The sequence below is a fragment of the Psychrobacter sp. H25 genome (genome assembly GCF_059076335.1).
Map to the genome: position 1 here is coordinate 2,598,356 of NZ_JCACRV010000001.1, position 13,729 is coordinate 2,612,084.

The 13,729-nt window shown below is 40.8% G+C and carries 12 protein-coding genes; 8 read left to right on the plus strand and 4 right to left on the minus strand.

The features are described from left to right. The first annotated feature begins 246 nt into the window (after positions 1–246). The 3 genes from AC5JPO_RS10600 to AC5JPO_RS10610 all read left to right on the plus strand — a co-directional run bounded on the left by AC5JPO_RS10600 (position 247) and on the right by AC5JPO_RS10610 (position 2,831). On the plus strand, positions 247–1,593 hold the full coding sequence (locus tag AC5JPO_RS10600) for an AAA family ATPase (RefSeq protein WP_443525612.1): 1,347 nt from the start codon (positions 247–249) through the stop codon (positions 1,591–1,593). A 3-nt stretch (positions 1,594–1,596) separates the two neighbouring features. Further along, complete coding sequence (locus AC5JPO_RS10605; RefSeq protein ID WP_443525613.1) at positions 1,597–2,577, plus strand: DUF4435 domain-containing protein; 981 nt, start codon at positions 1,597–1,599, stop codon at positions 2,575–2,577. A gap of 122 nt (positions 2,578–2,699) precedes the next feature. Continuing rightward, positions 2,700–2,831 carry a hypothetical protein gene (locus AC5JPO_RS10610; RefSeq protein ID WP_265088134.1) on the plus strand — a complete coding sequence of 44 codons (132 nt, stop codon included), beginning with the start codon at positions 2,700–2,702 and terminating at the stop codon, positions 2,829–2,831. Positions 2,832–2,920: 89 nt separating this feature from the next. Here AC5JPO_RS10610 and AC5JPO_RS10615 read toward each other — a convergent pair whose 3' ends face one another. Beyond that, a complete protein-coding gene (locus AC5JPO_RS10615) occupies positions 2,921–3,817 on the minus strand; it encodes an ABC transporter substrate-binding protein (RefSeq protein ID WP_443525614.1) in 897 nt (298 codons plus the stop codon). 637 nt (positions 3,818–4,454) lie between these two features. On the opposite strand from AC5JPO_RS10615, the gene AC5JPO_RS10620 reads away from it, so the two are divergent. The 3 genes from AC5JPO_RS10620 (at position 4,455) to AC5JPO_RS10630 (ending at position 6,608) form a co-directional block, all read left to right on the plus strand. Continuing rightward, a complete protein-coding gene (locus AC5JPO_RS10620; protein ID WP_443525615.1) occupies positions 4,455–5,402 on the plus strand; it encodes a DUF2971 domain-containing protein in 948 nt (315 codons plus the stop codon). Positions 5,403–5,743: 341 nt separating this feature from the next. Then, positions 5,744–6,166 carry a YbaN family protein gene (locus tag AC5JPO_RS10625; protein ID WP_443525616.1) on the plus strand — a complete coding sequence of 141 codons (423 nt, stop codon included), beginning with the start codon at positions 5,744–5,746 and terminating at the stop codon, positions 6,164–6,166. Positions 6,167–6,398: 232 nt separating this feature from the next. Then, entirely contained in the window at positions 6,399–6,608 is a 210-nt protein-coding gene (locus AC5JPO_RS10630; RefSeq protein ID WP_045453470.1) for a cold-shock protein, read from the plus strand. A gap of 194 nt (positions 6,609–6,802) precedes the next feature. On the opposite strand, the gene AC5JPO_RS10635 is transcribed toward AC5JPO_RS10630, so the two are convergent. Then, positions 6,803–7,927 carry a YeiH family protein gene (locus AC5JPO_RS10635; protein WP_443525617.1) on the minus strand — a complete coding sequence of 375 codons (1,125 nt, stop codon included), beginning with the start codon at positions 7,925–7,927 and terminating at the stop codon, positions 6,803–6,805. A gap of 246 nt (positions 7,928–8,173) precedes the next feature. Between AC5JPO_RS10635 and AC5JPO_RS10640 the strand changes: the two genes are divergently transcribed. Next, positions 8,174–9,109 (plus strand): LysR substrate-binding domain-containing protein, encoded by a 936-nt coding sequence (locus AC5JPO_RS10640; RefSeq protein WP_443525618.1) that lies wholly within the window; start codon positions 8,174–8,176, stop codon positions 9,107–9,109. A gap of 102 nt (positions 9,110–9,211) precedes the next feature. On the opposite strand, the gene AC5JPO_RS10645 is transcribed toward AC5JPO_RS10640, so the two are convergent. Together AC5JPO_RS10645 and AC5JPO_RS10650 are read right to left on the minus strand one after the other, a co-directional pair. Then, positions 9,212–9,673, minus strand: a complete 462-nt coding sequence (locus AC5JPO_RS10645) for a universal stress protein (protein WP_057761630.1) — start codon at positions 9,671–9,673, stop codon at positions 9,212–9,214. Between the two features lie 141 nt (positions 9,674–9,814). Further along, positions 9,815–10,276 carry a universal stress protein gene (locus AC5JPO_RS10650; RefSeq protein WP_443525619.1) on the minus strand — a complete coding sequence of 154 codons (462 nt, stop codon included), beginning with the start codon at positions 10,274–10,276 and terminating at the stop codon, positions 9,815–9,817. 331 nt (positions 10,277–10,607) lie between these two features. On the opposite strand from AC5JPO_RS10650, the gene AC5JPO_RS10655 reads away from it, so the two are divergent. Then, on the plus strand, positions 10,608–13,688 hold the full coding sequence (locus AC5JPO_RS10655) for an insulinase family protein (RefSeq protein WP_443525620.1): 3,081 nt from the start codon (positions 10,608–10,610) through the stop codon (positions 13,686–13,688). The last annotated feature ends 41 nt before the right edge of the window (positions 13,689–13,729 follow it).

The window sequence follows — 13,729 nt, forward strand, 5'->3', positions numbered from 1 at the left end:
TTTTTAGGGTAGGTTAATGGATTATCTACTTGAAACTTATATTGTGCATTACCATGAAAAGTAAAAAAGTTAAAGATATTATTATGAAAATTTAAAATAGCTTGCTTGCGATTTTGCAGTTTTCTTACTATGTTCTAATTATATCTGCACTTTGATATTAGCTTTAATATTCCTGTAATTTAATATTAATTCTATTAGTTTTTTTAATAAATATCTATAATAATAGTCTACGCAAAGGTAATGATTATGAGAAATAATGAGTTCGATATATCTAAAGAGGAGGTGAATTTTCAAACAACACCTATAGGAAAATTAGTCATTAAAAAATTACATGGCGATAAAGACTTAAATGTAGATATATATGATAATTGTTTAATCATAGTTGGAGATAACGGGTTTGGTAAAACTAGTGTACTCAATATAGTGTATTCTATTTTAAGTGGTAACATGAAACACTTAAAAGATGTAAATTTTTCAGAAGTTGGGTTATATTTTACGGATACTAAAACGAATAAACCTAGTTCTATAAGTATTAGTAGGATAGAACTTAGAATCTATGAAGAATTCAGTAATATAAGTAATCATAAGACCACTATTTCTTTTAACTCAAAAAGTTCTAAAATTATTAAACATTTTTATAATCAAAAAATTAGTAAATATTTGGATGTAGATTCAGATCACTATCATGATGAAGTGATAACTAGCTTAGTTAATGAGTCGGAATCAAAAGATTCTATAGAAAGTATTTTTGATAAATATGAAGAAATCAAAAATAAGATTACCAGAGCTAAAGACCAACTAAATTTTCAAACATTATTCCTTCCTACATATCGAAGAATTGAACAGAATTCTGAGTATTTCGGGCTAGAAGAAGTAGAGGATGATAATATAAATTTTGGAATGGATGACGTAAAGACTGCTATTAAGAAAATTACAAACGAAATTATTCAGTCTTCAATTAACTGGGTATCTAAAGTCAATGGTGAAATAATAAATGAAATAATAAATATCGAAGACGAAATAATAATATTTGATAAAAGTAATGAAGAGCAAATAAAAAAAACACTAAATAGGATTGATGAAAGACATCTCAATAGTGCAAGTAAAGAGAAAATATTTAAATTGATTGAAAGTGGAAAAATTGATGAGAATGAGACTCTTGTATATTTTTTGAATAACATGCTTAAGCTATACAAAGAGCAAAACAAGAATGATAATAAATTAAAAGACTTTTCTAAGGTTTGTAATAAGTATCTTAAAAACAAAAAAATCCAATATGATGAAATAAAGGTAAAGTTAAAAGTACTGAAAGGTATAGATAACGAAGAGATAGATTTTAGCTTACTTAGCTCTGGAGAAAAACAAATAATATCTATTTTCGCAAGGTTGATTTTGACTGATGATAAAAATATAGCTGTAATTTTTGATGAGCCTGAAATATCAATATCTATTAAGTGGCAAAAAATGATTTTAGAAGATATTTATAATTTAAAAAATTGCGGTTTTTTAATAGCTTCAACACATTCTCCATTTATTTTTTCAAATAGATTGCAGAAGTATACAGTAGATATTGAAGAAAAAATTGGAGCCTAGTCTATGAGTATGGTGGAAGCTATGTTATCTGAGCTTGAAGATACTTCTGTATTATTAAGCAAGTTTATGGATATCTCGAAGAGTAAAGCTTATAAAAAGAAAGAGTTGATTCCCTGTATTGTAGAAGGTGATGAAGATTATAGTTTTTATGAACCTAAAGTAAGGCCTTTACTAGAAATGAGTCTAGAGAAAATTATAAGTGGCGGTATAGATAAAGCTATTGAATTTTTAAATGTTATAAATGAAAGTAACTATTACTCAGGTAGTATATTTATAATATTTTTAGATTCTGATTTCGGTCTAAATTTGCAAAATAAATTAGAAGATTCTAGAGTTTTTTACTTGAATAAATACAGTATAGAAAATTTTTACATAACCGACGATTTCTTTTGTAATATATTAGAGTCCTTAACTAAGTTAGAGAAAGAAAGAGATAGTGAGACTGGTGAGATATCTGAAGATTCAGACTTTATTAAAGTTAGGAACTTTATTCTAAGCGAAAGAGACAATCTATTGTTACTCTTGGAAGACTATATGATATGTCTTAGAGCAATAGTAACTGGTGAGTCAGAAATTGAATTTAAGTCTTTTAAAGATATATTACCTAAATTAGTCCAAGATAAAAATTTAATTAATGATAATAATGAGTTAATTATACCTAATTTCAAAAATATTTTTGACTTAGAATATTTGAGTCAAGCAGAAATAGGCTATGTGGAAAATAACATTTTAGATTCTAAAGAGTATTTCAGTAGAGTCACTTCTTTGGATTCATACAGAGGAAAAGAGTTAGTTTTCATCGCTCATAGGGTGTTGTCTTTAGCTAAAAGTACTTTTCATAAAAAAAGTGACAGAATAAATACTAAGTTAAAATTTAAGAAGCAGATTAAAGAAGAAGATTTCATATGTGATTTTACAGCTTATACAGAAGAGCCAAAAGGTTTGAGAGATTTTATCGAAAATATAAAAGCCAGCTATATTTGAGCTTTTAACTAATGCTATAGATTGATTAAAAGTTATTCCAGTCTTCTTTGAGAGCAATTTTTTACTGCCAATAATTAGCTTATTATCTTTAAAGGAATAATACGTTAACGTTAAGGAACACCATGAACCATCTCACCGTCGGACAACGCGCGCCTCTAAGCAACCTTGCTATTGACGATACCGCACCCATCACGCTTAAGTTCACTCGTCAAAGCCCGATAGAGATGGACATCAGCTGCTTAGTATTAGTTTAACTTCGCTCTTATTTAAAACAATAAAAAAACCGCCACAGCAAAACTATGGCGGTTTTTTATTATTCAAAATAACTTAACTTCTAAAATCTCTATAGCGCCCACAGCGATTGATACTGCTCATCAGTCAACGTCACAATATCGATCTCGGCTAGCATCTCGCGCAGTTCTTCCCACTTATTTGCATCAGGTGTGATTGGCGTGATCAATCTGCCCAGCGTATTATCAATGATGGCACCCATCAGCGCATCTGCTTCGGTTTTGCTATAGTCGTAATACATGCGGTGAGCGGTGGCTGGCTCGTTTTTACACAGCTCTGTCATTTGGTTGGTCACGTCGATAAAGGTATCTATCGCGTCTTTTTTCGCGCTATAGATCTCATCCGTCGTCAGAATCTCTAACGCCGAAAAGTTGGGATAAGGTGACAGATGCTGATCGATAAACGTAAAGTCCAACCCTTCATGAGTTGCCTCAACGCCCTCAAAGTTATAAAAGCACAGCCACGCACCATCGAGACTTGGGTCTTCTTGCAGGTTTTTGATGTGATAGAAGTCTTTTTGCACAAACGTCACATTATCACGGCTGATAGTAAAGCCATTTTTCTTGGCATAACGCGCCAATATCTCAAAGCCAATACGATTGGTTTTTTCTTCAGCAGCAGGGGTACAGATGCGAATCGGCTGATGGTTCTTGAGCTTATCCATACTGGACTGCTGCATCAATATGCCACCATCGGTCTCAAAAAAGCAGCCCAATGCGCGCAGATTAGGTGCGTAATGTTCAAACAGATGAATCGGCTCATTCACATGTAGATCGATGCTTTGATTCTGTAGTTCAGCAAAACCATCATAATGGTCATCTGGCTCAATAATAGTGATATCTAACCCTGCTTGCTCGTATGCGCCTGTGATCACACCCGCGATAAAAGGCAAGTGATCAGGGTTCAAGAACCATTCGAGAGTGAGGATCAGTTTAGTAGTCGATTGCATGGTTGTTTCCTTTTTAATGATAGAAAACAATCAGACTGATGCTGTTCAAATACAACATGAAAGGCGAAACAAGAAAAGCAAAATCTACATATGATAGGCGTATGGGTATTGGTACCTCATTTATCCATATCGCATATCTGCGTTCCTTATTTACGTACCTTATCCATAGACGATAAGGTATGTCATGCTTGTTTCCTACGTCAGTGCTAACTGCTTCAGGTTCACGGGTGTCTCTCAGCGATGGTTTTGACGACGTTAGAACGTCAAAAGCAAAGCACCCCGACAAGATTGAGTGGTATTACAGTATTTTTAAGCAGTAGCGCTACTGAATCAGTACCGCTAACGGCGACTGTAGATAGCTTTTACCAAATAGTTACTACTGATGGTTATTACCATATGGCTATTGCCTCATCATAGACGACCTACGAGCGGTAATGCAAGGTATTGGATTGAGTCATGAGTTGGTATGCTTTGTGCAGTTGTTATATGTTATGCCTTTGATAGGCGATCGAAAATATTGGCAAAAAAAGGTATGATTAGTAAACTGAAGTCGAATATAACGATAAGGTTTGTCTGTCTTTGCTATTACAGCTAGAAATGCTCTGTCATCTATATGTGAGACCTAATGAGTTAAGTTATGAGTAAAGTCTATCACTATACGAGTACCGCTGGATTTTTGGGTATAGTCAATGACTCAAGCATATGGGCGACCAATATCTTTTTTTTGAATGATTATCAAGAAATGAAAAAAGGTATTGATTACGTCAGAAAAAATCTAAAAGACGAAAAGTTATTTGAGTCTATGTCGCAGGACTATCAAAAAATTATCGAAAGATTGCAGGAGATATCTACCGATCACTACAGTCTGGAGGCTGATGCAGAGTTGTCGCTCACCAACTATCTGCTAGAGATGCTGGTGGGGCTCAGTCAGCAGTTTTATATCACCTCTTTTACACATAACAAAGACTACCTGAGACAGTGGACATCTTATTGTGAACACAATGACGGTATCTGTATAGAGTTCGATGAGCACGTACTGTCAGATGGTTTTAAATACAATAAATTCAATCGACACTCTCAAGCGCATCACAGGTTCGATAGTATTATCTATAGTTACTCCAATAGTATAAAAAGGTATTTTGATAAGCATAAAATAAGAGAGGTGTTCTTAAATAGAAAACAAGCACTGGTCAATAATGTGCGCAGTATTAGGGAGCATAGTGCGCTCAGAAAGACAGGTACGGAGTATAGATATAATGCGACCGCTGACTTACTGTTCTCTTCTATACTTGAGGCGCTAACAGAGTTTGCGCTGATAAGGAATCCACAATTCTCTGATGAAAAAGAGAAAAGATTGATACTGACGGTGATTAATCAGCATGACAAATCGATTAAGTTTCGCTCAAAATCAGGCGTGATTATTCCGTATATTCCTGTCCATATCGATCTAAAGAGCATTACCAAAGTGATCATATCGCCGACAGATGATGCGACCCTCAGACGAAAAGGGATCGAGCTGTTAAGAGGCCGGTATAATTTGGACTTTGAGATATGTGAGTCAGAGTGTCAATTAAGGAAAATATAAGGGATCAGCCCGTACGAGGGCAGATAATATAAACTTAAAAATATTCAAGCATTGAGACGCATTCGATCTTATAAAAGTAATCGCTCTTTAGACATAAAAAACCGCTCATCATTCAATGGGGAGCGGTTTTTACGGTTAGTGAGCTCATTAATGGTTTTTTCTGAAAACGACTCGGTATATGAAACAAAAGACAAACTAAAGACGCAAAAGTAATCTTGTGTGCCTATAGTGTCTAAGGCATGATGAATGCTCATCTGGACTGATATCAATAGCGCTGATAGATGATCGCGTTGATTGATGTCGTTCTTTTACTCACTTGCTAACCATACGATACGGCTGTCATGAGCAATAATAAAAAAGCGTTTTATCATAGGCCAAAGACCAATCAATCCAAAAGCCCAATGATGCGTTGGACGTTTGTGACGCTCGGCTGGATATTTTTTGTTTTAGGAATTATCGGTATCTTATTGCCGGTTATGCCGACAGCACCATTCATACTACTAGCAGCAGGGTGCTGGGCGCGTAGTTCTAAGCGCTTTCATTTTTGGCTGATCAATCACAAGTATTTTGGTAAGTTTGTACGCGATTGGGAGGAGAGCCATGCCGTTCCTCTATATGCCAAGTGTCTGGCAACGGTCATGATGGCAGCATCAACCGCTATGTTATTTTATCGCTTACCTACGGATATGATGTGGATAGCATGGCTGGTAGCCGCTGTCTGTAGCGGGGTCGCGATATATTTATTCCGTCTGCCAAACGCCTAAAATTGTTGCAATTTGTACCAAATATGGCGCCAGTTACACGAAAGATGAGATAAGGCTTGCGATACTAGGATGTACCCCTTATAATACGCCCAAGCTTAAGAGCAGTTCTGCACCAAATCATTACCTCGTAGTATTAGTTATAATCCTTCGTTTTAATATTTATCGTTCAGTAGCTATTTGCAAGCGTTACCGGTCATTAGACCATTAATAAATTTAAAAGTAGGATTATACTATGTCAGACGTTCAAAAAGGTACAGTTAAGTGGTTCAACGAAGCTAAAGGTTTCGGTTTTATCGCTCCAGAAACTGGCGCAGACGTTTTTGCTCATTACAGCGAAATCACTGGTTCAGGTTTCAAAACTTTGGCTGAAGGCCAAGAAGTTGAGTTCACTGTAACTCAAGGCCAAAAAGGCCCACAAGCACATAACATCGTTGCTATCTAATTTGTCTTTATAGACAGATAGATGAATAGATGTAGAAAAGCGAACCTTCGGGTTCGTTTTTTTTCGTCTGCTGTTTGATATCAAACGACATGATAGATATAACAACACCGCCAACTGTGTGAATAGTTGGCGGTGTTGTTTTTGGGCTATGATATAGAAAGTGATATCAGTCGCTAAAATATAAAATCGACTTCTTATATTAAGCTGATACCAATATTAATCAGACCGCCGCCCAGCAACAACCAACCAAACATCACTGCGCCTAAGACTAGAGGTTTGACGCCAGCTTGCTTAATCGCGTTTAGATGTGTGGTCAGACCTAACGCAAACATTGCCATTGTCAGTAGTACATCATCTAACATCACCATACTGCGTACGATACTCTCAGGCATCGGTACCCACGTATGTGTCAACACAATACCAATGAATATAAACGCAAACCATGGCACCTTGACTTGTTTGACGCGGGTTATAAATGATGTTGTCTCGTTCTTATTGCTTTTATCTTCTATATTGGAATTATCTACGGTGCGATCTTTGGTTAGCGCAAAAGACAACACGAGTAAAAAAGGCGCGAGCATCATGACGCGTATCATCTTGGTCACAACAGCAGTGTCACCAATCTCAGTGTTAATGGCGTTGCCAGCGACCACGACCTGTGCCACTTCATGTACAGTAGAGCCTGTATACATGCCATACTGCTGGGCGCTCAGCCAAGGTTGTAGCCAGCCAAGATGATAGAGAAAAGGGTAGAGTAGCATTGCGATAGTACCAAAAACCACAACCGTTGCCACGGCGATAGTGACTTTGTGCGCTTGCGCGTTGACGACTGGCTCTGCTGCAATGACGGCAGCGGCGCCGCAAATACTTGCCCCTGAGCCAATCAGAATGACGGTTTCTTTATCGACTTTTAGCCATCTAGTACCCAGCCAGTAGGTTAATAAAAAAGTAGACGTCAGTACCAGAGTATCGGTCGCAATCGCTGGCATACCAACGCTTGCTACTTGTGTCATGGTCAGCTTAAACCCATAAAACATGATGGCAAGTCGTAGGATTTGACCTTTTGCAAAGCATACGCCGCCGTTTAAACGTTCAGTGAATTTGGGGTAGATAGTATTGCCCAATACCATACCAAGCAATATCGCAAGCGTTAAGGATGACAAGCCGATAATGCGCCCGTTCGACCACACATCTAAACTGCTATCCAACCATAAGCAGAACAAACTACCGATCAATACCACAGCCAAACCTGCCAAGTGACGTTGGCTCGGGACGTAGTTATGAGCTGAGCTGCTGATGAATTGGAGTAGTGTATGCATGACGCGGCACCCTATTACTGATAGTAAGATAAGCATGAGCTTATGAGTAGACAGTATATGCCTGCTACATTTATAATAAAAACAGATTAATAAGATACAAGCTATCGATTTTTTAGGTTACAGTGTTTTTAGTATTGAATGTTGAGAGTGTTGAATTTTAAAAGTATTGATAAAAGGCTGCTGCTACACACTAAATATACTTAGCCTATAAGAGCATTCAAAAACTGACGCAAGGCCATCGATGTCATGAAAAAATCTGTGCAAACATTACCAAAGATTACGCTCAAGCAGCTTGCGGTTTTTGTCAGTATTTATCAGACAGGCAGTACCAGCCGCGCCAGTGAAGCGCTGCATCTATCACAGTCAGCGGTCAGTAGCGCGCTGACAGAGCTTGAGTCTAGACTACAGATGCCATTGTTTGAGCGCGTTGGTCGCAGGCTCAATCAGCACCCCAATGCGCATCCTATTTATGTACAGGCGCAAGCCATCCTAGGGCAGTCACTCACGCTTGAGCATTATCATCAGTACCAAGCAGGACAGATTCATATTGGGGCGAGTACCACAATCGGTAACTATGTACTGCCGTCATTGCTTGGTAAGCTCTATGAGGCGCTGCCAGATGCCAATGTCGATATATATATTGCCAACACACAAGAGGTCGTGGGTGAGGTTGAGCAGTTAAATATTGACATTGCGCTAGTAGAAGGGATGCCGCGACCGATAGATATGAAAGCCATTGAGCTGCGCGAATGGCGAACAGATACGCTGATGATATTTGCTAAACGTGATAGCAAGTGGCTAAAGGATATCGCTATATATCACCAAGACGAGGATGGCTATCGTCTGACTATTGAGCAGCTCGAACAGTTACCATTATTGGTACGTGAAGCAGGGTCGGGCACACGGCAAATTATCGATGAGCAGTTGCTAAAATATCTGCCCAATGCCGAGGTGGTTAAGGCGATACATCAGTCAGAGGCTATCAAGCATATGGTGAGTGCAGATATTGGACTTGGCTGTCTATCACAGCATGTGATTGAGACAGAACTTGCGTCAGGTGAACTAGTACAAGTCGATGTTGCTGGGATTGATTTGTCACGGACGTGGTGGCTGGTCTGGCATAAGGCAAGGCATCAAAGTCCGATATGGCAAACCTTTATAGATATTATTCAGCAGAGATGAATAAGAGAAGGTAAATCATAAAAAAGCGCAGCGTCTATCTCGGCGCTGCGCTTTTAATTTTAATTGTATACGTTATTCATATCAGAGCATTGTGGCTCAACGCTATGCTGAAACGGGCTTGTCTAGTCTCACCACAAAACTATCACAAGGCACATTGGGTAAAATATTATCTGCTGTCGCGCCACTGATCCATGCCGCGATACCAGTACGCTTATGGCGACCGATGACCAATAGGTCTACATCGTGTTTGTGACAGTAACTGACGATACCTTCACTACTAGAGATGGCCGTAGTGACTTCTGATGTCGCTGCGTTCAGCTGATTGCGTTCTAAGAACTGGGCCAGTTTGGCGCGTGCTTCTTGGCAACGCTCATCATCAATCTCATCATATAGGCTGGAGGCGGGTACCAGCTCGTAACCGAAACCAACCATCGTATCTTTTACGATGTGTAGCACCGATAGCTTAGATCCTGGACGGTTTTCAACGATACGCTTGGCTTTTTGCGCGACGATATCCGCATCAGAGAGTAAGTCAGTGACCAGTAGTATATGTTCGTAACTCATAGCGTCTTCCTCATGTCAGATAGTATTTACTATAGCACTACTATAGAGCGCTGTTAAGTGGTGCTTGCCTATCTTTGAGGCTCTCCGTAATATGAGTTCAGGTGTATTAATATTTATCAAACCAAAGACTCAATACACTGCTTATTCCGATACGGGTTCGCTCAGTTTGACAACCAAACTGTCGCAAGAGATGTTTGGCAATATACTATCGGCGGTCGCGCGCACCAACCAAGCGGCGATACCTTGACGGTCATGCCGCCCGATAATGAGTAAGTCGACCTCTTTTTTATTGCAGTAGTTAACGATACCTTTACTGTTAGAGATAGCAGCGGTCACTTCAGAGTTGGCGGCTTCTAACTCATTATACTCAAGGAAGCGTGCCAGTTTAGCGCGTGCTTCTTGCCATTTTTCGCCATCGAAATCGCCCGAAAGACTAGATGAAGGTACCAGCTCGTAACCGAAGCGCACCATATCATCTTCAACAATATGCAGAACAGATAACCTAGCCTCAGGCGAGCCTGCAAGGATACGTTTGGTTTTTAGAGCGACCTTGTCGGCATCAGATAATAAGTCAGTCACCAGTAAAATGTGTTGATAGCTCATAAGTGGCTCCTTTTGGTGTTTACTTTTTAATAGCCATTTTTATAGTAGCAGTGCAGGCTATTTTTGTTAAGTGACTCAACCATTGTTTATCTATAGTTATTGTTGCCTTTGTGTTTTGCTAGGGCTGTTTTAGTATGTAGAGGGTTGCTGAGTTCGATGTCATCGATTATTGCGTGAGGGTTGACTTGACTTATCGATGCCGCAGCCCCACTAATAGCGCTAAGCCAAGACTTTTTAGCCACTTTTTATAACTGATAGATTAATAATTATTACCATTTTATTTACCCTGATAGTCAGGGCACTATACGCATTGTAAGCGATAAGGATAACTATGACTGACACCCCATTTACTGCGGATTTAACGCTGCATCCAGCATTTGAGCTGCTCGAGCATCGCCATATTGAGGCGCTATCGATGGATGTGCTGATCAGTCAGCATGTAAAGACAGGCGCGATGCATTATCATCTTGCGCATCCAAGTGACGAAAATGCGTTTTTGGTGGGCTTTCGTACTCAGCCAATGGATTCAAAAGGCGAGGCGCATATTTTAGAGCACGTCGCATTATGTGGTTCTAAGAAATTCCCAGTACGTGATCCGTTCTTTTCAATGATAAAACGTTCATTGAACACGTTTATGAATGCGATGACCGCGGCGGATTGGACAGCCTATCCCTATGCCACGCAAAATAAAAACGACTACTTTAATTTGCTGTCTGTATACCTTGATGCGTCGTTTTTCCCCAACATTCATCCGCTTGATTTTGCTCAAGAGGGCATCCGAGTAGAGCTGGACGAAGACGATAAACCGCAGTTTAAAGGCATTGTCTTTAACGAGATGAAAGGGGCTATGAGCGGCGAGATTGATCAGCTCTATCATACGGTGGCGCATCATGTATTTCCAACGACGACGTACCACTATAATTCAGGTGGTGATCCTGCCCAGATTCCTGACCTGACACATACTGAGCTGACCGAGTTCCATCAGAGCCATTATCATCCGTCAAATAGTGTCATCATGAGCTTTGGTAATATCCCTGTCGCCGAGACACAAGCAAAAATACATGACGACGCATTGACTCAGTTCGAAGCAGGCAAAAAGCACGTATCACGCCCAGAGCAGCGTTTGTCTGCGCCAATCAGTGCGGTCGATACTTATACTGCTGACGAAGCCGGTCCAGATCAGACCCATCACGTGGTCGCTTGGTTGCTACCATCGATTACCGATCCAAAGCAGCGCTTGGCATTACGTCTGCTGGAAGGCGTGTTGATTGAGCATTCAGGCTCACCACTACGTGCTTATCTTGACAGTCACCCACTGGGTAAAGCCCCAAGTCCGTTGTTGGGACTTGATGACAGCCATTACGAAATGGTCTTTTATACCGGTCTGCGTGGTTCTAACCCTGAGCATGCCGAAGCGGTAGAGCAAGGTATCATTGATCTACTGACTGAAGTGGCAAGCACGCCAGTCGATGATGAAACCATTGAAACCATCCTCCATCAGATTGAGATTGATCAGCGTCATATTGGTGGTGATAGCGTACCTTATGGTCTAAACCTTATGCTAGAAGGCTTTAGCACCGCTATCCATGATGGTAATCCTATCGATGTATGGGAAGTAGACGAGCATCTACAGTGGCTACGCGCGCAAGTCGTCGATCCGCAGTGGCTACCGAATTTGATCAAAACGCATCTACTAGACAATCAGCATCGAGTCCGTGTGACGATGACACCTGACAGCGAAAAAACCGCCCGTCTAGCAGCAGCTGAACAGACTCGCCTTGATACCATAGCGATGGATTTGACTGCTGATGACAAGGCTATCTTGAAGCAACAAGCACTAGATTTGGCTGCGCGTCAAGCCGCGCCCGATGATTTAAGCCTGTTACCAAAGGTAGGTCTAGAAGACGTACCAGCGGATATTAGCTTTAAAGCAGGCAAACAAAAACAAGTGCGCCTGAGTGGGCAGGACAGTACTTTATTTGAGTACGAAGCGGGCACCAATGGTCTGTATTATTACCAAGTGATCGTACCGTTGACTGAGGCGATTGGTAACGCGAGCGCCGATGAGCTACCAGTGAATGATGTCATCAATCATCCATTGCTGCCGATCTATCTAAGTTTGCTATCTGAGCTAGGGACTGACTCGCTCAGTGCCCATGAAATGCAAGCCAAGCAAGCCGCGCACTCATCAGGTGTGACAGCACGTATCAGTCAACGAACCCATGTTGATGACAGTCAGTCCATCGGTAGCTACTTTGTGGTCGCAACACGTGCGCTCAATCGCAAACCTGAAGCGATTGATTTGCTCAAAGAAGTCATGGAGCACAGTATCTTTACTGAGCATGATCGCATCAAAGAGATTCTACAGCAGCGTCAAGCCAGCTGGCAGTCAAACCTAGCAGGCTCTGGTCACTCGTATGCGATGCAAATTGCCAGTCGCGGTATGAGTCGTCAAGCGCAGCTAGAGTATGTACGTAGTGGTCTACCAGCACTAAATGCGCTCAAGGACTTCTTGACGCACGCGAGTACTGATGATGCACAGTGGGATCAGTTGGCAACCAGCTTGATGGACTTACATCAACGCTTAATCAGCTTACCTAAGCATGCCGTTATTATCTGTGAAGCCGAGCAAACAGAACGTTTGAGCAGCTTAATTGTCGATAGCTGGACAGATAGCCAAGCAGCAACGTCTACTGAAAAAGAAACTGATACTAAAGCAAATATTCCTAGTGAGTTTGCAAATCTGCAGTTAGATACCGCTTTAAATGGTGAGACTGATGCAGTCAAGGCATTAGAGAGTGGCGATGATGTTAAAAACGATGTGCTCGATGTTGCAGATCTAGCGTGGCTGGTGCCAACCAACGTCTATCATAATGCTAGCGCCTATACGGTACCAGCGGCTGATCATCCTGATACTGCGGCTCTGATGGTATTAGCGCCGTATTTGCGTAACGGCTACTTGCACAGTGCGATTCGTGAGCGCGGCGGTGCGTATGGCGGCGGTGCAGGCTATGACGCCAATGCATGTGCATTTAAGTTCTTTAGCTACCGTGATCCACAGTGTGCAGAGACTTTTGAGCACTTTGAGGCCAGTATCGAGTGGGTCTTGAATGAACCGCAAACCGATGAGCAGTTAGAAGAGGCAATCTTAGGGATTATCTCAGGTATGGATAAGCCAGGCTCTCCTGCAGGGGAAGCAATCAAAGCATGCTTTGCCAACTTACATCATCGCGGTGCTGACTGGCAGCGTAAAATGCGCGCTGCGATTTTGGCCGTGACCATTGATGACTTGCAGCGTGTTGCTAAGCAATATCTGCAGGGTCAAAAACACGTACGTGCAGTGCTAGCCCCTTATGACAAAGAAGAGACGGTAAAAGGTCTGGGCTTTGAGGTTTGCAAAATCAAGAGCTAAATCAGCAAGACTGCTATCAATAACAAAAAAGCCAAGCATCA